This is a genomic window from Aeromonas sp. FL131 (genome assembly GCF_049860615.1).
Classification (GTDB): Bacteria; Pseudomonadota; Gammaproteobacteria; order Enterobacterales; family Aeromonadaceae; genus Aeromonas; species Aeromonas hydrophila.
Window position 1 is genome coordinate 5,045,112 of sequence record NZ_CP187595.1, and the last position, 22,053, is coordinate 5,067,164.

General features: G+C 64.0%; 21 protein-coding genes and 4 tRNA genes. 17 read left to right on the forward strand and 8 right to left on the reverse strand.

From position 1 onward, the window contains the following. Nucleotides 1-115 precede the first annotated feature (115 nt). Nucleotides 116-1,690: an EAL domain-containing protein gene (locus ACPW75_RS23460; protein WP_077095229.1), complete on the forward strand. Its 1,575-nt coding sequence runs from the start codon at nucleotides 116-118 to the stop codon at nucleotides 1,688-1,690. 4 nt (nucleotides 1,691-1,694) lie between these two features. On the opposite strand, the gene ACPW75_RS23465 is transcribed toward ACPW75_RS23460, so the two are convergent. After that, on the reverse strand, nucleotides 1,695-2,603 hold the full coding sequence (locus tag ACPW75_RS23465; RefSeq protein ID WP_077095228.1) for a LysR family transcriptional regulator: 909 nt from the start codon (nucleotides 2,601-2,603) through the stop codon (nucleotides 1,695-1,697). Between the two features lie 76 nt (nucleotides 2,604-2,679). Between ACPW75_RS23465 and ACPW75_RS23470 the strand changes: the two genes are divergently transcribed. From ACPW75_RS23470 to mdtD, 4 genes are all read left to right on the forward strand, one after another. Further along, nucleotides 2,680-3,297 carry a LysE family translocator gene (locus ACPW75_RS23470; protein ID WP_005305594.1) on the forward strand — a complete coding sequence of 206 codons (618 nt, stop codon included), beginning with the start codon at nucleotides 2,680-2,682 and terminating at the stop codon, nucleotides 3,295-3,297. A 123-nt stretch (nucleotides 3,298-3,420) separates the two neighbouring features. Further along, entirely contained in the window at nucleotides 3,421-4,815 is a 1,395-nt protein-coding gene (locus ACPW75_RS23475) for a D-arabinono-1,4-lactone oxidase (RefSeq protein WP_077095227.1), read from the forward strand. 71 nt (nucleotides 4,816-4,886) lie between these two features. Beyond that, on the forward strand, nucleotides 4,887-6,014 hold the full coding sequence (locus tag ACPW75_RS23480) for a CobW family GTP-binding protein (RefSeq protein ID WP_179101295.1): 1,128 nt from the start codon (nucleotides 4,887-4,889) through the stop codon (nucleotides 6,012-6,014). Between the two features lie 61 nt (nucleotides 6,015-6,075). Continuing rightward, the gene (gene mdtD / locus ACPW75_RS23485) at nucleotides 6,076-7,464 is read left to right on the forward strand and encodes a multidrug transporter subunit MdtD (RefSeq protein ID WP_077095226.1); all 1,389 of its coding nucleotides are present in this window, start codon (nucleotides 6,076-6,078) and stop codon (nucleotides 7,462-7,464) included. A gap of 9 nt (nucleotides 7,465-7,473) precedes the next feature. Here mdtD and ACPW75_RS23490 read toward each other — a convergent pair whose 3' ends face one another. From ACPW75_RS23490 to folB, 3 genes are all read right to left on the reverse strand, one after another. Next, nucleotides 7,474-7,956: a YbaK/EbsC family protein gene (locus tag ACPW75_RS23490; protein ID WP_017409457.1), complete on the reverse strand. Its 483-nt coding sequence runs from the start codon at nucleotides 7,954-7,956 to the stop codon at nucleotides 7,474-7,476. Nucleotides 7,957-8,077: 121 nt separating this feature from the next. Continuing rightward, entirely contained in the window at nucleotides 8,078-8,587 is a 510-nt protein-coding gene (folK, locus tag ACPW75_RS23495) for a 2-amino-4-hydroxy-6-hydroxymethyldihydropteridine diphosphokinase (RefSeq protein WP_017409458.1), read from the reverse strand. Further along, a complete protein-coding gene (gene folB / locus ACPW75_RS23500; protein WP_011707547.1) occupies nucleotides 8,587-8,958 on the reverse strand; it encodes a dihydroneopterin aldolase in 372 nt (123 codons plus the stop codon). The genes folK and folB overlap by 1 nt, the downstream gene beginning before the upstream one ends. A 176-nt stretch (nucleotides 8,959-9,134) precedes the next feature. Between folB and plsY the strand changes: the two genes are divergently transcribed. The 6 genes from plsY (at nucleotide 9,135) to ACPW75_RS23530 (ending at nucleotide 11,851) form a co-directional block, all read left to right on the forward strand. Further along, nucleotides 9,135-9,797: a glycerol-3-phosphate 1-O-acyltransferase PlsY gene (gene plsY / locus ACPW75_RS23505; RefSeq protein ID WP_016352149.1), complete on the forward strand. Its 663-nt coding sequence runs from the start codon at nucleotides 9,135-9,137 to the stop codon at nucleotides 9,795-9,797. A gap of 47 nt (nucleotides 9,798-9,844) precedes the next feature. Continuing rightward, nucleotides 9,845-9,920: transfer RNA gene (locus ACPW75_RS23510), tRNA-Phe, on the forward strand. 52 nt (nucleotides 9,921-9,972) lie between these two features. Continuing rightward, nucleotides 9,973-10,048, forward strand: a tRNA-Thr gene (locus tag ACPW75_RS23515). Between the two features lie 3 nt (nucleotides 10,049-10,051). Then, nucleotides 10,052-10,127: transfer RNA gene (locus ACPW75_RS23520), tRNA-Phe, on the forward strand. 44 nt (nucleotides 10,128-10,171) lie between these two features. Beyond that, nucleotides 10,172-10,247, forward strand: a tRNA-Asn gene (locus tag ACPW75_RS23525). 260 nt (nucleotides 10,248-10,507) lie between these two features. Continuing rightward, nucleotides 10,508-11,851 carry a potassium channel family protein gene (locus ACPW75_RS23530; RefSeq protein ID WP_039213987.1) on the forward strand — a complete coding sequence of 448 codons (1,344 nt, stop codon included), beginning with the start codon at nucleotides 10,508-10,510 and terminating at the stop codon, nucleotides 11,849-11,851. Nucleotides 11,852-11,879: 28 nt separating this feature from the next. On the opposite strand, the gene ACPW75_RS23535 is transcribed toward ACPW75_RS23530, so the two are convergent. Further along, nucleotides 11,880-12,212 (reverse strand): hypothetical protein, encoded by a 333-nt coding sequence (locus tag ACPW75_RS23535; RefSeq protein ID WP_077095225.1) that lies wholly within the window; start codon nucleotides 12,210-12,212, stop codon nucleotides 11,880-11,882. A 112-nt stretch (nucleotides 12,213-12,324) separates the two neighbouring features. Between ACPW75_RS23535 and ACPW75_RS23540 the strand changes: the two genes are divergently transcribed. Both ACPW75_RS23540 and ACPW75_RS23545 read left to right on the forward strand, forming a co-directional pair. After that, nucleotides 12,325-12,840: a ClbS/DfsB family four-helix bundle protein gene (locus ACPW75_RS23540; RefSeq protein ID WP_077095224.1), complete on the forward strand. Its 516-nt coding sequence runs from the start codon at nucleotides 12,325-12,327 to the stop codon at nucleotides 12,838-12,840. 344 nt (nucleotides 12,841-13,184) lie between these two features. Further along, entirely contained in the window at nucleotides 13,185-14,357 is a 1,173-nt protein-coding gene (locus tag ACPW75_RS23545; RefSeq protein ID WP_029302089.1) for a CD0519/CD1768 family membrane protein, read from the forward strand. Nucleotides 14,358-14,417: 60 nt separating this feature from the next. On the opposite strand, the gene ACPW75_RS23550 is transcribed toward ACPW75_RS23545, so the two are convergent. Next, on the reverse strand, nucleotides 14,418-15,431 hold the full coding sequence (locus ACPW75_RS23550) for a chemotaxis protein (protein WP_076361939.1): 1,014 nt from the start codon (nucleotides 15,429-15,431) through the stop codon (nucleotides 14,418-14,420). 206 nt (nucleotides 15,432-15,637) lie between these two features. Here ACPW75_RS23550 and ACPW75_RS23555 point away from each other — a divergent pair, with 206 nt between their 5' ends. Then, nucleotides 15,638-16,357 (forward strand): SDR family NAD(P)-dependent oxidoreductase, encoded by a 720-nt coding sequence (locus ACPW75_RS23555; RefSeq protein ID WP_077095222.1) that lies wholly within the window; start codon nucleotides 15,638-15,640, stop codon nucleotides 16,355-16,357. On the opposite strand, the gene ACPW75_RS23560 is transcribed toward ACPW75_RS23555, so the two are convergent. Both ACPW75_RS23560 and ACPW75_RS23565 read right to left on the reverse strand, forming a co-directional pair. Continuing rightward, nucleotides 16,344-18,410: a tRNA(Met) cytidine acetyltransferase TmcA gene (locus ACPW75_RS23560; protein ID WP_077095221.1), complete on the reverse strand. Its 2,067-nt coding sequence runs from the start codon at nucleotides 18,408-18,410 to the stop codon at nucleotides 16,344-16,346. The two genes, ACPW75_RS23555 and ACPW75_RS23560, sit on opposite strands and share 14 nt — an antisense overlap. Further along, nucleotides 18,407-18,718, reverse strand: coding sequence for an HlyU family transcriptional regulator (locus tag ACPW75_RS23565; RefSeq protein WP_077095220.1), 312 nt, complete (start codon nucleotides 18,716-18,718; stop codon nucleotides 18,407-18,409). Before ACPW75_RS23565 ends, ACPW75_RS23560 begins: the two co-directional genes overlap by 4 nt. A gap of 137 nt (nucleotides 18,719-18,855) precedes the next feature. Between ACPW75_RS23565 and ACPW75_RS23570 the strand changes: the two genes are divergently transcribed. The 3 genes from ACPW75_RS23570 to ACPW75_RS23580 all read left to right on the forward strand — a co-directional run bounded on the left by ACPW75_RS23570 (nucleotide 18,856) and on the right by ACPW75_RS23580 (nucleotide 21,992). Next, nucleotides 18,856-19,062, forward strand: a complete 207-nt coding sequence (locus tag ACPW75_RS23570; RefSeq protein WP_016352142.1) for a bacterioferritin-associated ferredoxin — start codon at nucleotides 18,856-18,858, stop codon at nucleotides 19,060-19,062. A gap of 142 nt (nucleotides 19,063-19,204) precedes the next feature. After that, nucleotides 19,205-19,684, forward strand: a complete 480-nt coding sequence (gene bfr, locus ACPW75_RS23575; protein WP_011707537.1) for a bacterioferritin — start codon at nucleotides 19,205-19,207, stop codon at nucleotides 19,682-19,684. 202 nt (nucleotides 19,685-19,886) lie between these two features. Beyond that, nucleotides 19,887-21,992, forward strand: a complete 2,106-nt coding sequence (locus ACPW75_RS23580; protein ID WP_077095219.1) for a DUF885 domain-containing protein — start codon at nucleotides 19,887-19,889, stop codon at nucleotides 21,990-21,992. Nucleotides 21,993-22,053: the final 61 nt, after the last annotated feature.

The window sequence follows — 22,053 nt, forward strand, 5'->3', positions numbered from 1 at the left end:
GTGCCGGGGCTTTTGTTTTTGTTCTGGGCATGCCTGGTTGTTTTTTGCACACATTAGGGCTGGGTTCAGCATCGGCTGTTAAGGTGGGCTGCCATGTTTGCTGTCTGGTCCCGCTATGTCGATGTCGCTGCCCAATCTGGATTTCTCCCGTCCCTGGCTCCGTCTTGGCTGCACCCTGTTGCTGTTCAGCCTGCCCTTCACGTTCGGCGGCTGGGCCATCTACAACAGTCATATGCACGCTCTGGATCGTCAGTCCGAGCACTCCGCCAGACAGGCGGTGACCCTGATGGAAACCATGCTGGCCCACGCCGAGAGTGCCAACCGCTCGCTCTTTCCCTTCATCGATCAGCCGTGCGAGCAGGCCCTGTTCACCCTGCGCCAGCAGGTGGCGCTGGTGCCCTTCGTGCGCACCGTCAACCTGGTGGGGGAGAACGGGATCTACTGCAACTCGCTGTTCGGTGCCATCCAGTGGCCGGATCGGCTCGAGCGTTACAGCGGCGGACGGCTGCTGCTGTTGGCGGGCAACCAGGTGCGGGCCCACCACCCCCTGTTGGCCCTGCGCGACAGCCATGGCAAGGGGGCCGCTTTCAGCACCATAGACGGCGAGTACCTGCGCTTCATGCTGGTGCTGAGCGGACGGCCCTGCACCCTGCTGCTGCACGTGGGGCAGCAGTGGCTGGACGAGCGGGGCGTGCTGAGTGAAGGGGGGCAGCCGCAGGCGATGCTGGCCAGCCATGAGATCCACTCCAGCCGCTATCCGCTCTCCATCTATGCCGGGCACGAGGTGCCCTCGTTCTGGAACTCCCTGTGGCAGGCCAGGCGCTGGGCCATCCTGCTGCTGCTGGGGATCTCCCTCGGCTTCGCCCTGCTCATCTGGTGGCTGCTGGGACGGCCCCGTTCACCGGAGGTCGAGCTGGCGCGAGCCCTGCGCAATCGGGAGTTTGTGCCCTATTTGCAACCGCTGGTGGCGGCGGGGAGCGAGCGGGTGATCGGGGCCGAGGTGTTGATGCGCTGGCAACATCCGACGGCCGGGCTGATCCGCCCGGATTTCTTCATCCCCCAGGCGGAGGCGAGCGGTCTGATCGTGCCGATGACCAGCCTGCTGATGGAGGAGGTGGCCCGCGAGCTGAGCATGGAGCGCGACCTGGTGCCCGACGGGTTTCACCTCAGCTTCAACATCAGTGCCGCCCACTGTCGCGACATGGCGCTGCTTGCCGAGTGCCGGCGCTTCCTCGATCACTTCGCGCCGGGCCAGGTAGTACTGGTGCTGGAGCTGACCGAGCGGGAGCTGCTGGTGGCGGATCCCCAGACCCTGGCGCTGTTTCGCCAGCTCGACCAGATGGGGGTCAGGCTGGCCATGGACGATTTTGGCACCGGCCACTCCAGCCTGCACTACCTGCAGCAGTTCCATGTGGACTATCTCAAGATAGATCAGTCGTTTATCGGCAGGATCGGCACCGAATCCCTGTCCGAGCACATAGTCGACAACGTGATCGATCTGGGGACCCGGCTCGGCCTCGCGCTGGTTGCCGAGGGGGTGGAGACGCGCCAGCAGGCCGACTACCTGAAACGCAAAGGCGTCGACTACCTGCAGGGCTACCTGTTTGGCCGTCCGCTGCCGCTGCGCGACTTTCAGGCTGCATTGGCCCAGCCTCAGGTCGACCGCTCGGTGCAGCTGGCTTCTGTCTGAGCCATCAGGTGAGGGATTGCAGCCACTCCGACAGTCTGGCGTGGGCGCTGCCGGGAGCGGGCGGGGCGGGGGCGAGCAGGTGGTAGCCGGTGCCGTCGGGACAAAAGCCGAGCGGCGCCACCAGCAGGCCGGCCTCGATGTCGTCGCACACCTGCCGGTAGGGGCCGATGGCGACCCCCAGCCCGGCGACTGCCGCCTGCAGGCTGAAGTAGAAGTGCTCGAAGGTCTGCCCCGGCGCCTCCTCGCCGGCAAACTGGCCGGCGTGCTGCAACCACTCCTGCCAGGCTCCCGGCCGGGTCTTGGTGTGCAGGCGGGGGGCGCCAGGGCGCAGGGCCGGGCCGTTTGCCCCCGCTTCGAAGAACTGTGCTACCTTGCCCGGCTGGCAGACCGGCCCGGTCAGCTCCTCGAACAGCGGCTGGCTGTAGAGCTCGGCAGGCCACTGGAAGTCGTTGCGCCGGATGGCGAGATCGATGCCGCTGCCGAAGCTGAGGGCACCGCCACCGGCCATCAGGTGCACGTCCAGCTCGGGATGCAGGGCCTGGAAGGCGGGCCAGCGCGGGATCAGCCAGCGCATCAGCAGGGTTGGCTCGCAGGAGATGACCAGCGACGTCGGCCGTCCCTGCCGGCGCAGCGCCTGCGCCGTCTGGCGGATGCCGCCCAGCCCCTCCCTGACCGCCTGATAGAGCCGCTCGCCCGCCTCGGTCAGAAAGACCCGGCGCTGGCGCCGTTCGAACAGCATGACCCCGAGATCCTCTTCCAGCAGGCGTACCGCCCGGCTGACCGCGCCGTGAGTGAGGTGCAGCTCGTCGGCGGCGCGGCTGAAGTGTTCGGTACGGGCCGCCACCTCGAAACAGCGCAGGGCGGTCAGGGCCGGCAGCGACAGGCTTTTCTGTGAATCATTCTCACCGTTCATGTCAGAAGTTATCGTTCGTTATTGGTGCTATGGCCAAATAAAATAGCCGATATTCCATGTGATCAGGACTATTTTCATGACCGAACTGTTAGCCGTAGTAGCCATTACCTTCTTTGCCGTCATCAGCCCGGGGCCCGACTTCGCCATGGTGTCGCGCAACAGCCTGCTGCTCTCGCGTCGCAGCGGGGTGCTGACGGCGCTCGGCATCGGCGCCGGGGTCTGCGTGCACGTCACCTACACCCTGCTCGGGGTGGGGCTGCTGATCCAGCAGTCGCTCTGGCTGTTCAATCTCATCAAGCTGGCGGGGGCTGCCTACCTCATCTTCCTCGGCATCAAGATGCTGCGGGCCAAGCCGGCGACCGCCGAGGTGCTGGCCGAGCAGCCCGCCCTCTCCAGCCTGGGGGCGCTGCGCACCGGTTTTCTGACCAATGTGCTCAACCCCAAGACCACCATCTTCATCGTCAGTCTGTTCATGCAGGTGGTGCAGCCGCAGACGCCGCTGGCGGTCCAGCTCGGTTACGGCGCCTTCATCGTGCTGGCCCACGCCGTCTGGTTCAGCGCGGTGGCGATCTTCTTCTCCACCGATTCGGTAAGGGGTCGGCTGCTGGCGGTGCGCCACTGGATCGATCGGGTGTTTGGCGCTCTGCTGGTGGGATTCGGCATGCTGCTGGCACTGACCCAGCAGACGCGCTGAGGCGAGGGGAGAGGCGCTCTCCCCTATCCACCCCCGACTGTAGGGGCTTGTTTTTCATGCCTTGCGCCCCGCTTTTCGGTAGAATTGGCGCTCATTTTGACGTCAATAAAGATGAGGGGCGGTATGACGGTCAGGTTCCAGGCATTTCACAGCATCAAGGCGATAGGTCAGCGGGAGGTGCTGTTCAACTGGTCCAGGACCAATCCGCTCGGCGCACTGGAGCAGGTGTGGCGTCCGAAGAATCGCGACGAACTGCAGCAACTGCTGCGGGAAAACCCCGAGCGCAAGCTGCGCCTCATCGGCTCCGGCCTCTCCTTCGAACCCATCCACAGCGTCTATGCCGAGGGCAGCCAGGCGCTGCTGGTGGACTTGCACCACCTGCGTGGCCAGTTGGCGCAGACCGCCGACACCGTCACCTACCAGGCGGGCACCCCGCTCGACACCGTCTACGCCGATCTCATCGCCATGGAGCGGATGTTGCCGGTTTCCCCCGGCGTCATCGGCATCCAGACCCTGGGCGGTGCGCTCAGCACCGGCACTCACGGCCAGGGGCTGCACCAGTCCGCCCTGTGCGATGCGGTGGCGGCCATGACAGTCATGCTGGCCAGCGGCGACACCATCCGGGTGGACCGCAGCGATCCACGCTTCGGCGCCTTCGTGATGGGCATGGGGATGCTCGGCATTCTGCTCGACGTCACCCTGCAGACCGTGCCCAACCGCATCATGCGCTGCACCAAGTTCACCACCGACTATCCCTTCCTGCTGGCGCACAACGAGCGGCTCAACCGCGAGCACGCCTTCGTGAAGAGCTGGTGGTTCGCCTGGACCGGCGAGAGCCACATCTGGCTGGTGGATCCCGCCTCCGAGGAGGAGGTGGCCCGCTACCGCGCCGGTGGCAGCGAGCCGCTGCTGCTGGAGGGCGACATCGACGCCCGCATGAATGCCACCATAGATGCGACTCTGCAGAAGATGGCCAAGGACACCAAGGATGAGGCGCTGGCCGGCGAGCACTTCGAGACGGTGCGCCGCTTCAAGGATGCCTCCGATCTGGTGGGCAACGTCTACCAGATCCTCTGCAAGGGGATCCCGGCGCCCCAGATCAACTGCGAGGTGGCGGTGCCGCTGCATCGGATGAACGAGGCGCTGGAGACCCTGCAGGCGTGGCAGCAGGCCAACCCGGGCGTGCTGCACTACCCCTTTATCCTGCGCTGCACCGGCCCCTCCAAGGCCTGGCTCAGTGCCGCCTATGATCAGCCGGTCTGCTGGATCGGTTTTCTGGTCTATCTGGCGGCGGACGGCACCTTCGTCAACGGCTCCATGGAGCAGATGCGCGAGCTGCAGCAACTGCTGGTGCCGCTCGGCGGCATCCCGCACTTCGGCAAGCACCTGGCGATGGATCTCTACGACTTTCCGGCGCTGCTGCCGCGCTGGCACGACTTCCTGACCCTCAAGGGCGAGCTCGACCCCCACGGCCGTTTCGAAAACCGCTGGCTCGCCGACCTGTTTGCCAACCGGTAAGGATCTGACATGACCGATATGCAAGACACTCGCTTACTCATCACCCTGCCGACCAGAGGGGAGTCATCCCTATGACGGACATGCAAGATACGCGTATCCCTGTGACCCTGCTGACCGGCTTTCTCGGCAGCGGCAAGACCACCTTGCTCAACCACTGGGTCAAGCAGCCCGAGCTTGGCGAATGCGCGGTGCTGATCAACGAGTTCGGCTCGGTAGGGCTGGATCACCACCTGGTGCAGCAGGTGGACGAGCAGGTGGTGCTGCTCGATTCCGGCTGCATCTGCTGCTCGGTGCAGGGCTCCCTGGTGGAGGCGCTGCAGGGACTGTTTATGAAGGCTATCCAGCGGAAAATTAAGCCTTTTAAACGACTCATTATCGAGACCACTGGCCTCGCCGATCCGGCCCCGGTGCTGTTCACGTTGAGGGAAGAGGGCTTTATCGCCCAGCGTTACCGCTTCGACGGCACCGTCACCGTGGTGGATGCCGGCCATATCGAGCAGCAGCTGGCGGCTCAGTATGAAGCGGTGAAACAGGTGGCGCTGGCGGATCTGCTGGTAGTGAGCAAGGGGGATCTGGTGGATGGCGAGCAGCTGGAGCGGGTCGAAGCCCAGCTGGCGGCCCTGAACCCAGCAGCCCCCATCGAGCGGGTCAGCAACGGCGAGCTGTCGCCCGCCGTGCTGGAGAAGCTGGGTGCCTACAACGAGGCGGCCGGGCGCGACGTGCGCCAGCTGCTGGCCTGGCTGCGCACCGAAGCTCCGAAACAGGGGCTGGCCTCACCGATGCAGCCCAAGATGAAGCCGTTCGCCGTCAAGGTGGGCACGGCCGCGCCGACCCACTTCGAGCATGGCAATATCGAGAGTTTCGCCCTGCGCATCGGCGAGCCGCTCAAGCCTTCTCGCCTGCTGGCCGCCATCGATGCGGTGCAGGCGCAATACGGCGATGCGCTGCTGCGGCTCAAGGGCATATTGCAGCTGGAGGGGGAGAGCCAGCCGGTGGTGATCCACGGCGTCCATGGCCAGCTCTATCCGCTGCAGGCGCTGGGGGAGTGGCCGGAAGGCAAGGCCCAGTCCCGGCTGGTGTTCATCGTGAAAAGTCAGGACAAGGCGGGCATAGAGCGGTTGTTCCTGGATACGCTGAAGGCGCCCGAGCCCAGCCTGGAAGAGCAGCTCAGAGCCATGCTCGGCCAGCCTGATGCCTGATGTAATGAGATGACCCGCGCTTGTGCGGGTCTTTTTTTGTCTGAAGAGGAGGTGGCTGCAGATGCCCGATAGCACACACATGGTGACCCCTGCCCAGCGTAAATGGCTGCCGCCGCTCACTGCGGTTGGTTTCTTCATGCAGACGCTGGATGGCACCATCCTCAACACCGCCCTGCCCAGCATGGCCGAGACCCTGGGCGAGAGCCCGCTGCAGATGCAGTCGGTGATCATCGCCTACATGCTGACGGTGGCGCTGCTCATTCCCGCCTCCGGCTGGCTGGCGGACCGATTCGGCACTCGTCGCATCTATCTGGCCGCCATCCTGCTGTTTACTCTGGGCTCCCTGGCCTGCGCGGCCGCCAACTCCCTGCCGTTGCTGGTGGCGGCGCGGGTGCTGCAGGGGATCGGTGGCGCCCTGCTGATGCCGGTGGGCAGGCTGGCGGTACTGCGGGTCTACAGCAAGCACGAGCTGCTGCGGGTGATGTCGTTCGTCACCATCCCCGGCCTGGTGGGGCCGCTGATCGGCCCGGCACTGGGGGGCTGGCTGGTGGAGGTAGCGAGCTGGCACTGGGTGTTTCTCATCAACCTGCCGGTGGGGTTGCTCGGCTTCATCGCCAGCTGGTACTTCATGCCGGACTTGCGCCAGAGCACGGCCAAGTTCGACTGGCAGGGGTTCGTGATGTTCAGCGCCGGCATGGTGCTGGTGTCGGTGGGCCTGCAGGGGCTGGGGGAGCACAGCATCTCCACCGGCTGGGCGCTGTTTGCCCTGCTGTTCGGGCTGGCCGCCATGGCGAGCTACTGGCTCTACGCCGCCAATGCCGAGGAGCCGCTGTTCGGGCTGGGGTTGTTCAAGACCAGCACCTTCGCCATCGGCATCTGGGGCAACCTGTTTGCCCGGCTCGGCAGCGGCGCCATGCCGTTTCTCACCCCGCTGTTTCTGCAACTGGGGCTCGGCTTCTCGCCGAGCAAGGCGGGGATGACCATGATCCCCACCGTGCTGGGGGCCATGCTGACCAAGACGCTGGTGAACAAGCTCATTCCGCGCATCGGTTATCGCCGCATCCTGATCGGCAACACCCTGGCGCTCGGGGTGATGATCGCCAGCTTCTCCCTCATCGACAACAAGCTCCCCTACGGGGTGCTGCTGGGCTGGCTGATGGTGTTCGGCGCCATCAACTCGCTGCAGTTCTCCGCCATGAACACCCTGACCCTGCAGGATCTCAGCCCGGAGTTTGCCAGCAGCGGCAACGGCCTGCTGTCGGTGGTGATGCAGCTCTCCATGAGTTTGGGGGTGGCCATCGCCGCCAGTCTGCTGGGGCTCTTCTCTGCCGGCTCGTCGGCGGCGGATGGTCAGTGGCTGGGAGGCTTTCACCTCACCTACCTCTGCATCGGCCTGATGTCGATGCTGGCGGCGCTGATCTTCGCCCAGCTGGCGCGGGACAAGCGCTGAGCCGCGGGCTCAGGGGGCCGGCAGGTAGCTCACCTGGCAGGGTAGCTGGGTCAGCAGCCCGGCCAGGTGGGCGGTTTCCAGCAGGAAGGTCTGCTCGGGGTGGCCCGGGGTCCAGGTAAAGGCGTGGTGGGTCATGAGCACGGGATCCACCAGCAGCGGGATGTCGGCGCGAGGCAGGAAGGGGCAGACCGCGCCCGGCAGGCAACCAATCTCCGCCTGCATCTCGTCGGCGGTGCAGATGGAGGGCTTGGCGCCGAGCGCCGCCTTGACCGCCTTGTTGTCGAGCCGGCCGTCCCTGTGGGTCAGCAGCAGGGCGAAGCGGCCATCCTTGAACTTGAGAAACAGGGTCTTGCTGAATTCGGCCTGCCAACCGAGGCGTGCTCTCACCTTTTCATCGGTGGCGTAGTCGAGAATGGGTTCGTGCTCGAAGCGCTGGTGGGGCAGCCCGGCCAGCAGCCGGCAGTTGAAGTCGTGAATGGTATCGAGTGGCATGGGGTTCTCCTGTGATGGCGGCCATCCTGCCACTTGCACCGGCGCAGGCCCAATCACGGTTTCTTATCCGTTATCAGCTCCGTCCATCAACAACAAGGGCACCGCGAGGTGCCCTTGTCGTTCAGTGGTGCTGCAATTCGCCCGCTGCCCAGTGAAAGGGGATGGGGCAGAGCCGTTGGGAGGCCTTGTCGTAACGCTCCCACAGCTCACCGAGCGTGCGCCCATCCAGCGGATGGCGCAGGGTGGGGGCCAGTTCGGCCAGCGGCCAGAGCACGAAGGCGTTGCTGAGGATCTCGCCGCGCGGCAGTACCAGCGGCGTCTCGCAGACCAGCTCGCCGTAGAGCAGCAGATCGAGATCCAGGGTGCGCGGGGCGAACTTCTTGGCATCCGGCTCGCGGCCGTGGGCAAACTCCATGGCGCGCAGTCGTTGGCACAGGGTCGCCAGCGGCAGCTCGGTATCGGCGCCCACTACCAGGTTGTAGAAGGGGCGGCCGTTGAAGCCCACCGCCTCGCTCTCGAACACCCGGGAGACCTGCAGTTCACCAAACTCGGCCTGCAGCGCATCGAGGCCGGCGCGGATATGACGTTCCCGCTCGATGTTGGATCCCAGGCTGATATAGATGCGGGTCATCAGTTGGCGCTCGCGGCCGGGGTGCGGTGACGCAGGATCTCGACGCCGACACCGGCGGCATTGGGGACGGCACCCGGTTTGGTCAGGGTGACCTTGACCCACTGCACCCGTTCGTCGGCCAGCACCAGCATGGCGACCTGTTCGGCCATGGTTTCGACCAGCTCCACCACCTTGCTGGAGGCGTGATCACAGATCTTGCGAGAGAGGGTGGCGTAATCCAGTGCCAGCTTGATATCGTCGGTTGCGGCGGCGGGGCGGTTGTCGAACCCCATCTCGAGGTCGAAACAGAGCTTCTGGCGAATGCCTTTCTCCCACTCGTATACACCGATAGTGGTCAAAACCTCGAGTCCGCGAATAAACACCTTGTCCATGACAGTACTTCTTCTTTACTCTTGATGGGCTGTGATGACAGCGCAGGGATGCAGGCCTGGCCAGCGGATGAGTGCCGGCGGCCGGTTTGGGCGACACGCGTTGGGCAACCCCACGTCGGCGCCAGAGAATGTGGCCCGCATCATACCCCATTCATATCGTGGTAAAAACGACCAAGATGACGGCCCTGACGATTTTGATGATTATTCTGGCCTACCTGGGCGGCTCGCTGTCCAGTGCGGTGCTGGTTTCCCGCATCACGGGTCTGCCGGATCCCCGTGATCACGGCTCCCACAACCCGGGGGCCACCAATGTGCTGCGCCTCGGTGGCCGGCTGGCGGCCGTGGTGGTGTTGCTGCTCGATGTGCTCAAGGGCACGGCTCCCGTCTACCTCGCCTGGTATCTGCAGATCAAACCCGTCTACCTAGGCTTTATCGGGGTGGCTGCCTGTCTCGGCCACATGTACCCCATCTTCTTCCACTTTCGTGGCGGCAAGGGAGTGGCCACGGCGCTCGGCACCATGATGCCCATCGGCTTCACCATGGGGGGGGCGGTGATCGGCACCTGGTTGCTGGTGCTGCTGGTGAGCGGCTATTCGTCGCTGGCCTCCATCATTACCGTATTGCTGACCCCGCTCTTTACCTACCTGCTCAAACCGGAATACACGTTGCCGGTGTCGCTGCTCTCCTGCCTCATTCTGATCCGCCATCACGAGAACATTGCTCGCCTGCTGAAAGGGGAGGAACCCAGAGTCTGGGGCCGCCAGAACCGCGCCGAGCAGGAAGAAGTGCTGGAAATGGATGATCCTGAGCAAAAAAGAGACGAACGAGACAAAAAGTGAAATTTCCCGTTGACCACCTGCCTTAAAATCCGTTTAATAGCGCCCACGCCCAGATAGCTCAGTCGGTAGAGCAGGGGATTGAAAATCCCCGTGTCGGCGGTTCGATTCCGTCTCTGGGCACCAATTTTTGGTGCCATGAAATAAAAAATTGTTCATGCACAATGGTTTAAAGTGTGCCGGCTTAGCTCAGTAGGTAGAGCAACTGACTTGTAATCAGTAGGTCACCAGTTCGATTCCGGTAGCCGGCACCATTTGCCCAGATAGCTCAGTCGGTAGAGCAGGGGATTGAAAATCCCCGTGTCGGCGGTTCGATTCCGTCTCTGGGCACCACAATAAGGCGATGAGATAGGGATATCTGGTCTCCAAAGTACAATTCCTCCTTAGTTCAGTCGGTAGAACGGCGGACTGTTAATCCGTATGTCACTGGTTCAAGTCCAGTAGGAGGAGCCAATTCAAAAGCCCAGCAGCAATGCTGGGCTTTTTCTTTGCCCGTTCGTCGCTATCCGGCACTCACTGCGGCCCAATAAATGGGCCAACCGGCGCCAAGTTGTCGCATGGCTCACCCTGTCCCCTCCCCATCAGTGACTTCGTCGGCTCGGCTAGTATGATGGCTTGCTGAGTCCGTCTCCTGCCCGGTTCGGGTCATGCAGACTTATCGGGTATCAGGCCCGGTGCAGGCAAACGGAACCGTTTCTTGAGCGAGGTCATCCATGAATGCAACAGAGCTTTGGCAGCTTTCCCCCGAACAGTTCAACGAGTGGCGCCGGGCCAACGACTATCCCCTGATCTGGGATCTGCTGGTGGCGTCGCTGCCCCATTTCGACGACTGGATGACGGAGCAGAAGATCGACAAGCAGGTGATCTTCCAGATCGGCATCGCCCGCTTCATCAGCTCCCGCTGCGTGCTGAGCCTGTGCCTCTACATGAGCGACGACAAGATCAGGCTCTATGAGACCGCCTCGAGCGCGCTGGAGTCCCTGCGCAAAAGCGGGCTGATCCGTGCCGAGACGCGCTTTGAACCCTACTGCATGTGGCTGGCCGGCAAGCACGGCAAGGACGAGGTGAAGCGGGTGCAGAGCCTGCTCTCGGTCTCCGAGAACAACAAGGGGGAGGCCCAGGTACTGGGCAAGCACCGGCTGCTCAACATCGGCGGCGTCGAGCTCAAAAGCCCCATCATCTCCGGCCGGCTGCTCGACTTCACCTGCCTGGACGAACTCTCGCTGGATGGCGCCGTCAACAACTCCAAGGTCTATCTGTGGCACTGCTCGGCCAAGGGGGTGAGGGTCAACGGCGGGGTGATCGGGCTCGATCTGTTCGACTCCCTGCTGTGGGACCACAGGGCCTGGGCCAAGAAGCGGGAGCTGGCGCTGGAGGACGGAGTATTTCAGGACTTCACCATCGAGTGCGAGGAGATCCGCTTTCACTCCTCCCGGGCTGTGCTGAAAAACTTCAACGTGCGGGCCAAGAACTTCGACGCCACCATGGAGCACACCAACCTGGACAAGGTGCAGGTGGCCTACAACGAGAATGGCCGGGTCGATCACAGCGAGGCCAGCAAGCTCTACCGCAATGCCAAGCGGCTCTTCTCCAGCGTGGGTGATACCGTCGATGCCGGCGAGTGTTACTACAAGGAGAAGCTGCACGAGATGAAGTCGCTGGCGAGCCCGAGGGAGCTGTTCAAGGAGTGCTGGCTGCGCAGCGGCTGGCTAAAGAAAGGCTGGCTCACCCTGCTGTGCTACCTGAAGTGCGCCGCCAAGTTCATCAGTTTCATCACCTGGGGCTTTGGCGAGCGGCCGATCCGCAGCCTGCTGCTGTCGATGGGGGTGATCCTGCTGGCGACCCTGACCTATTTTCTGGCGCCGGCCTCGGTCACCTACCACCACCTGGGCCGCTCGCTCTACTTCAGCATCGTCACCTTCGTGACCCTGGGCTATGGCGACATCTCCCAGACCTCCTCCCCGCTCCAGCTGCTGTCTGCCATCGAGGCCTTCTGCGGCATGTTTCTGACCGGGCTGTTCCTGGCGGGGTTTGCCTCCAAGACCAAGCAGTATTGATGGGGGGGCCGGCGGCCGGCCGAGCGGGTCAGCCAGCTGGCGTGATCTGCTGCATCTTGAGCCAGAAGGCCTCCTGGCAGGGGTTGTGGAACAGCTTGCGCGCAGGTGTGATGGGAATGGGGCTGGCGACCACCCGGTAGCTGATCCAGCACTCCGGGCAGAGCTGCGGAGAGGACTCTTCGTCCAGCTCCAGCTGGTGGCAGATGACCACGCCGTTGGCAAACCAGTAATGGGTCTGCCGGTGATGAGTCAGAGTGCCGCTCTCGTCCTGCTCGCTGTGTTGTTCACTCTGCTGGCGGACGATGATCGCCGGCCCCGCCTGGCGATGGATGGCTCTGATGTAGGTCACGAGGTCGTTCATGGTGCTGCTGGATGAGTAGATGGATGGCCGATGGGGCGAGCTTACCCGCGCCGGCCGTGGACGGCAATCTCGCCCGCCGCTTGTCGGGTGGCGGGCATTCAGGAGAAAAGTGATGGGGATCCCTGCTGACAAGGCCGAGCTGCTGCTCGCCATCGAGACGAACTTCGGCAAGTTGCTCAAGGCCTTGCAGGCCGTCCCCGAGAGCCTGACACAAGAGCCGGTGATGGAGGGACACAGCAAGGGTTCCCGCATGAGCGTGGCCAATCTGGTGGCCTACCTTATCGGTTGGAATGAGCTGGTGATCAAGTGGATCGAGCGGGATGCGGCGGGTCTGCCGGTGGATTTTCCCGAGACCGGTTTTAAATGGAACGAGCTGGGCGGGCTGGCGCACAAATTCTATCGGGATTATGAGGGGCTGACCTACCCGCAGCTGCTGACCCGGCTGGTGGCGGCCAGGGCCCGCATCGTCGAGCTGATCGGGCAGCGCAGCGACGATGAGCTGTACGGCCACCCTTGGTATGAACGCTGGCCGCTGGGGCGGATGATCCAGTTCAATACCGCCTCGCCCTATCACAATGCCAACGGCCGGCTGCGCAAGTGGTTGAAGAGCGAAGGCGTGAAGCCGTAGAGCTCGTCGGCGGCCAGCACAGGCGAGGGGGTGGCAAGGCGCAGGCCTCCTACCCTTGTTTCGCTGACTGGCCCCAGTTGTTATACTGCCGCCCCGTTTCGTCGCCGGGCTGGCCGTGGGCCGGCGCGCTGACGCGAGACGGGCAGACTGGACAGGATCGTCCGGCCACCCGTGTTTCCTCCCTGGTTCAGCCGCTAGCGCGGCGAAGCGTCAATCCGTATGGCACGGGTTCGCGGCCGGCAGGAAGAGTCATTCAAGGAGCCCTTGTCGCAAGACAAGGGCTCCTGCTTTATGGGTGCCATAACAACAATACTCACCACACAGCGACAGATTTCAGGATTGGTATGGAAAATCAAGCAGTTAAAGATTCTCACCAGGGGGCGGCCTCCCTTCGCCGCTGGCTGGAGCCGGTATTGGTGCTGGTTATCCTCGGCAGCCTGTTTGGCTACCTCGGCAGCCAGATGGGCCTCTCCGCCCTGGTCAACACCCTGTTCAACACCGCTCATCAGCTGTTGCTCAACACCGTGCTCTTCATCATGGGCATTACCGTGCTGTCTGGTGCGCTCAGCCAGCTGCTCAGCGAGTTCGGGGTGATCCGCCTGCTGGAGGTGCTGCTGGCGCCGCTGATGAAGCCGGTGTTCCGGCTGCCGGGGCGCACCGCATTGGCGGCCCTGATGACCTTCTTCTCCGACAACCCGGCGGTGATCAGCCTCGCCAAGGACAGCCGCTTTCGCAAGGGCTTCACTCCCTGGCAGCTGGTGTCGCTCACCAACTTCGGCACCGCCTTCGGCATGGGGCTGATCGTGGTGACCTTCATGGCCACCCTGCAACTGCCGGGCGGCGAGTCCACCGCCAGCGCGGCGCTGATCGGCCTGCTCGGCGCTCTCATCGGTTCCGTGGTGTCGACCCGGCTGATGCAGCGGATGATCCGCCCTCTGGTGGGGGAGACCCCGATCACCGACGAGGTGGCGAGCGTGGGGGCCAAACCGGGTCTGAGCCAGGAAGCCGCCCCGACCTGGCTGCGGGTGCTCAACGCCCTGCTGGACGGTGGCAAGTCCGGGGTGGAGCTGGGGATGGCGGTGATCCCCGGGGTGCTCATCATCAGCACCTTCGTGATGCTGCTGACCTTCGGTCCGGGCGAGCAGGGCTACAGCGGTGAGGCTTTCCAGGGGGTAGCGCTGCTGCCGGTGCTGGCGGCCAAGGTGGGCTGGCTGTTCGAGCTGCTGTTCGGCTTCACCCACGCCGAGCTGGTGGCCTTCCCGGTCACCTCGCTGGGGGCGGTCGGGGCCGCCATGTCGCTGGTACCTCCCTTCATCGGCAAGGGCTGGATCACCGGCAACGAGGTAGCGGTGTTCACCGCCATGGGCATGTGCTGGAGTGGCTTCTTGAGCACCCACACCGCCATGCTGGATGCGCTCGGCTATCGCCATCTCACCTCTCGCGCTATCGTGGCCCACACCATCGGCGGCCTGTGCGCCGGGGTGGCGGCTCATCAGCTCTATCTCTGGCTGGGCTGAGTCATCAAGCAGCAAAAGGGCGCCTCGGCGCCCTTTTGCTTGCGTGGCCGTCCGGCGGCTTCACAGGTTGCCCGGTTTGGGAATGGGGATGCCGAGCAGGAAGTTGTCCATCATGCCGACCATGCGGCCCAGCTCCGGTTTGGTGATGGTGTCGTTGGCGCCCAGCTGCAGCGCCTTGTGGCGGTTGTCATCGCTCATCAGCGACGAGAACATGACGATGGGGGTGGCCTTGAAGGCGGGGGTATCGCGCAGCCGCTTGAGCAGGTGCATGCCGTCCATGCGGGGCATCTCCACGTCGGTGATGATGCCGCTGACAAACTCGGCCACCGGGATCTTCTCCTCCTGCGACAGGCGATCGAACTCCATCAGCATTTCCAGCCCGTCGCCCCCGTCCTTGGCGGTCACCACGTTGTAGCCCGCGGTGCGCAGAGTGGTCTCGATCATCTTGCGGATGAAGGCGGAGTCGTCCACCACCAAAATGGTTTTGGCCTGGCGCATGGCCATCATGCGATCGTCGATGATGACCTTGCGATCCTGGGTCACATCGTACTTCTCCATGCTGAGCTCTGGGTTGATGTCGGCGATGATCTTCTCGAAGTCGAGGATCATGATGAGGTTGCCATCGCGCCTGACCACTGCCACCACGCAGTCATTCTCGCCCGCCTCCAGGAACTGGCTGGGGGACTCCACATCCTCCCAGGAGACCCGGTGGATCCTGCTGACGCTGTCGATGAGGAAGCCGTTTGCCATCTTGTTGAAGTCGGTGACGATGACCACCTTGTTGCTGTTGTCCGGGTTGGTGCGGATGCCGAGCCAGCCGGCCAGATCCACCAGCGGGATCAGCCGCTCGCGCAGGGAGAAGACCCCCACCATGTGGCGCTGGGCATTGGGGTAGTCGGTGGTTTCCGGCACCCGGATCACCTCGCGCACCTTGGCGACGTTGATGCCGTAATAGGCTATTTTCTCGCGGCCATCGGGCAGCTGCTTCTTGAGGTGGAATTCGATGATCTCGAGCTCGTTGGTGCCGCTCTCGGTCAGGATGGATTTACGCTCTTCCCCGTCTTTGGACATCATGGTCACTCTCGTGCTTCTGGTTGCGCTGGCAGCACCCGCTGCGGTTTTCCCTCAGTATAGGAATGGATCCGCCGCTGACGGCGGGATCCACACAAGATCGCCTCCATAACCGCTTGATCCCGCAGGCTGGAAGGCGCGTATCAGCCTATCAGGAAAAGCGCGGGGCTATGGAGAAGGCCATCACACTCGCCACAAGGGGGCTCGTCATGGAAGAGAGTGTCGTGGTGATCGGCGCCGGTGGGGGGCTGGGAAGCGCCCTGGTCGAGCACTGGCTGGCGGCGGGCGCCGCGCCCGTCATCGCCGTCAGTCGCCAGCCGCAACCGGTGGGGCTCAACAGCAGCAGGCTGCACTGGCTACGCTGCGATTACAGTGATGAACAGCTGGCAGAGGTGGTGGCCCGCATCGGCGAGCTGGCGCCGAGGCCGCGCTGGCTGGTGATCTGCAACGGCCTGCTGCAGCAGGGAAGCATCCGGCCGGAGAAGCGGCTCGAAGCGCTCAACCTCGAGGCCATGACCCAGCTCTACCAGACCAACGCCCTGCTGCCGCTGCGCTGGATCAGCCGGCTGCTGCCCCTGCTGGGGTCGAGCCCCTGTACCCTGGCGGTGCTCAGCGCCCGGGTCGGCAGCATCGGCGACAACCGCACCGGGGGCTGGTATGGCTATCGCGCCGCCAAGGCGGCCCTCAACATGCTGCTAAAGTGTGCTGCCATCGAGCTCGCCAGACGGGCGCCCGGCGTCAAGTTGCTGGCGTTCCACCCGGGCACGGTGGATACCCAGCTCTCGCGCCCGTTTCACGGCAACCTGGCCGCCGGCAGCCTGTACAGCCCGCAACAGGCTGCCGCGCATCTGGTGACGCTGATGGCGCGGCTGACGCCGGATGGCGAGCTGAGCTATCTCGACTGGCGAGGCGAGCCTATCGAGTGGTAGCGGGCGGCAGCAGCCGGGCCAGCAGGCTGCGCAGCGCCTTGATGACCGCCGGCTTGCCTGCCAGTTGCAGCCTGGCCGCCAGCACTCCCCAGTCGGCATATTGCCAGATGGTGGCGATCAGCAGTTGCCGTTCGGCGGGGTCAAGCTGCGCCAGTGTTGTCAGGTTGCCCGCCAGCCAGCGCTGCAGGCTGGGCTGGCACAGCTCGAACGGTTTGTGGTGGTGGGTAAAGCAGGCCAGCTCATCCTGATCAAACTCATCGAGCCCGCTCGAGCTGGCCTCACCATCCTGCAGGCACTGCCACACCAGCTCGGATTCAAGGGTTTTCAGCTCGCCCGCCAGCAGGGTGGGCAGCTGGCGCACGAAGCGCCGGTGCCAGTGGGCCAGCTCGGCGGTGCAGCTTGGTTGCAGCGCCTTGAGCAGCAGGGCGGCGTGACTGCCGCTGGCGGCATCTCGCTGCAGGCCGATGCGCAGCACCCTGAGCCCGGCCTTGCGCCAGAAGGGCAACAAGTCGGCGCTGGCCGAGAAGGCGGAGCCCAGATAGTCGAGCCCTGCCGCCTGATAATGCTGTTCGAGGTGGGCCAGCAGGAGCGACCCCAGCCCGTGGCGATGGAGAGTCGGGTGGATGGCGATGCGCATCACCCGGGCGTAGCTGCGCGCACCTGCGGTTTTGAAGCCGGCGTGCGCCAGCAGCGACTGGGGCAGCAGATGGCCGCGCGGGCGCCGCCGCCCGGCCCAGATCGCCTCGGCCAGCTCGTCTGCTATCTCTCCTTCCCGGGCCACCAGCGCCACCCCGAGCAGATGTGGGCCCTGCTCCAGCAGGTGTATGTCGAGGGCCGGGCTTTCCAGCAGGTAGCGCAGATCGCTCGGTGTGGTCTGGTAGTGGGCCAGCACCAGCAGGCCGAACACCCGATGCAGCAGCCCCTCGTCGGCCGCCAGTGCATCCTGCTCGAGCCGGCGCCAGCCAGGCTGGGTGGGCGCTGGCGGTGTCTCGACCTCGGCATTGAGGCCGAGCAGCCGGAACACCAGCGGCTCCAGCGGATCCCGGCTGCTCCAGCGGATCGGCTCGGCCAGGTGGATCTCCTGCCAGCCGGGCGTTTCGCGATCGAGCACCCGCTTGAAGCGCAGGTGAAAACCGCGCCCGGTGCCCTCGTAGCCGTGCTCTGTGGTGGCGAAGACGATGCGGCCGTGCCGGGCCAGCATGGCTTCCAGCAGCGGGGTCGGAATGGCGGCCGCTTCGTCCACCAACAACAAGTCGGGTTGCAGCGGTTCGTGCACCAGCCGATCGGGCGAGCAGTAGCTGAGCCCTGCCAGCAGCTGTGGCGCGTCTTCAAGGGTATTGGTAGCGTGGGTAAACAGGGTGGCGACCGTGGCCTGGGAGGGCGCCGTCACCACGATCTGCAGATCGGGTTGCTGGCGCAGCAGCTCGGCGGCGGCCAGCCCCAGCAGGCTGCTCTTGCCGCGGCCCCGATCCGCGCTCAACACCAGCGGGCGGCGGCGGTGACCGTGCAACACCTTGTGGATGGCGGGCAGGGCGCGCGCCTGATCACAGCTCAGCGGCCGCGCTGGACCAACCGGCTGCCACGGGGTTGTCGCGGCAGGGGGCGTCAGATCGAGGGCAGGGTCACCCGCCAGCAGCCGCACCAGCCTAGCGAGAAAGCCGTGACCCGCCAGCACCATGTCTTCCGGTTGGGCCACCAGCCGCACCCGGTCTGGATCCGGCCAGGCTGGCCATTCGGCCCGCGGCGGAGTCAGCAACAGCAGCAGACCGCCTGCCCGCAAGGTGCCCGCCAGCGCCCCGAATGCGTCGGGGTGAAAACCGCTGAAAGTATTAAACACAAGCGTGTCGCACTCCTGACCGAGCCGCTGCAACGCCTTGGCCGCCGGTTGCGGGTGGTGTTCGCTCGGGCCGTCCCCCAGCCAGTAGCTGGCACCGCTCAGCAGCGCCTCGGCTCGGGCGATGCAATCGGCCTCATCACCTTCCAGCCAGATCAGCCGCCGTTCACCGGTGCGGGCCAGCGCCTGGCGCAACTCGTCGAGCGCAGCCGACATCATGAGGCGGTGCTGTCGGCCGGTTTGCGGGGCTCGAACATGCGATCCCCCATCTGGTCGATGAAGATGTGTGCCTTCTGCACCATGAAGCGCTCCGCGTCGGCGGGATTGGCAAACAGATCGGAGCGGATGAAGCGATGGGTCTGCAGCACGCCGTCCAGCTCCTTGGTGATGCGGCCTGCCAGCCGATACTGGCCCCCTTCGGCCATGGGCTCGGGATAGATGAGGTAGCCGGCGTATTCGGTGGGGGTGACTTCGGTGGCTGCAGCGGGCTGGCCGCCAAACAGGGCAGTGAACAGTTTCTTGAGCATGATGTTTCCCTCAGTGACAGGGCATTGTCACCAAGGGGTTGATGGCTGGCAAGCGGGGGATCTTATTACCAATCGTTATTTGCACTACGAACCATTCTCATTTAGATTTCATGGCAATCCAGCATGAGGTAAACACTATGTACGTCTGTTTGTGCCGCGGCATCACAGATTCCCAGATCCGCAAGGCGGTACAGGCAGGCAAGACCGAGTTTCGCCAGCTCAAGCAGTCGCTCGAAGTGGGTGCCCAGTGCGGCAAATGCGTGCGCATGACCATGGAGATCATTGCCGCCGAACTCGACAAGGCAGAGCTGGAACAGGCGCCGCTCTACTACGAGGTGGCCTGAGCAGGGCCTGTCGCCGGCAAAACCGGCCCGTCTTTTCAATCCCTTCCCGCAGGCGAGCTGGCTCGCCGGACCTCTTGTTGTCACTTTTCTGGACTAAGCTCTAAGGATCTCAGCCTCAGGCACGAACCAAGGAGCACTGTCGATGAAAGGAGATCCCAAGATCATTGCCCACCTCAACAAGGTGCTGGCCAATGAGCTGATAGCCATCAACCAATATTTTCTGCATGCCCGCATCTATGATGACTGGGGCCTCAAGGCGCTCGGTCACAAGGAGTATCACGAGTCCATCGATGAGATGAAACACGCCGACGAGCTGGTCAAGCGGGTGCTGTTTCTGGAAGGGCTGCCCAACTTGCAGGATCTGGGCAAGCTGCGCATCGGCGAGACGGTGGAGGAGATGCTGCGCTGCGACCTGTCGCTGGAGATGGATGCCATCCCGGATCTGAAGGTCGCCATCGCTTACGCCGAGTCGGTGCAGGATTACATCAGCCGCGACCTGTTCCAGGAGATCCTGGAAGACGAGGAGGAGCACGTGGACTGGCTGGAGACCCAGCTCGATCTCATCGATCGCATCGGACTGGAGAACTATCAGCAGTCCCAGCTGCATCACGGCGGATCCTGAATAGTTATGGCATGAAAAAACGATTAAAAAACCCGCTGCGGCGGGTTTTTTAATGTCTGGCTGCATAGCTTTTCATGAGGCTTATCATCATGAAAAGTAAGCTTATTTTTGTTAATCAGGTCGCAAAAAAGTACGCGGGAGAGATGCACTATTGGAACCCCTTATTGGGGACAAACAATAACAACGGTTAAAGGACTACACCATGCACTTCTTGCCCAACAAGCTGGCGCTGGCTTGCGCCATCGCACTCTCGCTCGCTGCCTGCAATGACAACCGCTCCAACGCCCCGGCGGATCCCGCCGCCACCAAGGCCTCTCTGATGCAGACCATGGACGAGGCCCTGCGCGAAGGCCAGGCGCTCGACCCCTACGGTTTTGCCATCGATGCCGCCAGTATCGCCAAGCGCAAGGCCCTCGATAGTTCCCTGCTCAAACGGCTGGATGCCCTGGACTCGAGCGTGCTGAGCGAACGGGACCGGTTGTTCTATGACATGATCCGCTGGGATCTGCAGATCAACCTGGCGGGTTACGATCTGCCCCAGTCCCAGATCCCGATCCATCACTTCCGCAACCGGGTGGTGGATCTGGCCGATGAGGTGGGCGCCGCTCCGGCCAGTGGCAGGGCCGCCCGCACCGTCGAGGGTGGCTTCGACTACTTCGAGCAGAGCTCGGCCGAGCGGGTCGCACCGGGGGATGCAGCCTGGCGGCGCGACATCGATCGCCCGGCCGCGGCACCGGTGCCAGCGAGCAAGGCGAGGGCCGCCACCGCGCCACTGGCCTGGTATCAGGAGCACCTCACCTGGCTCAAGGCCTATGACGGCTACCTTGCCGAGGTGAAGCACCAGTTCGAACTGGGCAGCGCCCAGGGCAACACCCTGCCGGACGAGCTGGTGGACCGGCTGCTGGCCCAGCTCAACAGCAAGCTGGATGGGGAGGCGATCGCCGGCGCCTATCTCGGCTGGCAGCAACTGCCGGGAGAGGCGGACGAGGCGCTGCGCAGCGAGTACAAGGGGGTGCTGGACAGCATCAACGGCCGCTATCTGGCGCTGCGCGACTACCTGGATTACCAGCACGGTGGCGCCTATGCGGTGCGCCTTGGCAGCGGCGAGTGCGACGACGGTTTCTGCGGCATGACCAACGGGCGCGACTGGTATCGCTGGCTGCTGAAGAAGCACACCACCACCGACATGACGCCGGAGCAGGTGCATGCGCTGGGGCTGAGCGAGGTGGAGCGGATCTTCGGCGCCATGGTCAAGGTGTGCCATACCGTCGGCAAGTGTGACAGCGACGATGTGGCCCAGAGCAAGCAGAGCGGCCAGATCTACGTCTTCTTCCGCTATCTGAACGAGCCGGCCTTCTTCTATCAGAACCCGCTGGCGGTCTGGTCCGCCGGCCTCAACCCGGACAATGCAGCCGGGGCGACCCTGAGCGGGCCGCAGCAGCAGGCGCTGGCCGAACACGAGCGGGCACTGCAGGAGTACAACGCCTTCAAGAGCAAGGCGGCACTGGTGCTGCCGGACTTCTTCGATGTCGAGCGCACCATTCCCAAGCTGGATTACGAGGTGGTGCCCGTCTCCTATGCGGATGCGCCATACGGCGGGGTCGCCTGGTATCAGGACGGCAACCCGCAGACCGGTCGCAAGGGGCAGTTCTTCCTCAACACCTACTACCCCTATGGTCTGCAGAGCTGGAACATCAGCACCCTGCTGGCCCACGAGGCGGCGCCGGGCCACCACTTCCAGATCACCATCGCCCAGGAGCTGGCCGCCAAGGATCCCGACTTCCCGCAGTACGTGGCGAACGCCTCCTACACCGCCTATGCGGAGGGCTGGGCGCTCTACACCGAATACCTGGCGGATCACGACATGGGGCTCTATCAGGGGCGCGGTCTCTATGATCCAGCGGTGGGGGACGTGAAGGTCGAGGGATCGTCCGCCTTCAACAACCAGCTGCAGTACTTCGGCCGCCTCAACGAGGAGATGCTGAGGGCCATGCGGCTGGTGGTGGATACCGGCATCCACTGGTATGGCTGGAGCCACGACCAGGCCGTCAACTACATGAAGGAGAACTCGGCGCTGGGGGCGGGGGACATCAGCTCCGAAGTGCCGCGCTACATGGCCTACACCGGCCAGGCGACCTCCTACAAGGCGGGCCAGCTGGCGCTGATCCGGATGCGGGAGTCGGCCGAGCAGGCGCTGGGCGGAGGCTTTGACCTCAAGGCGTTCCACCACCATGTGCTGGAATACGGCATGCTGCCCATCTCGGTGCTGGAGCAGAAGAACAAGCAGTGGATTGAACAGTCGAAGTGATCACAGTTACGGCGCCCGGCAAGGCAACGGGCGCCGCTTTCGATTAGGATACGGCTCTATT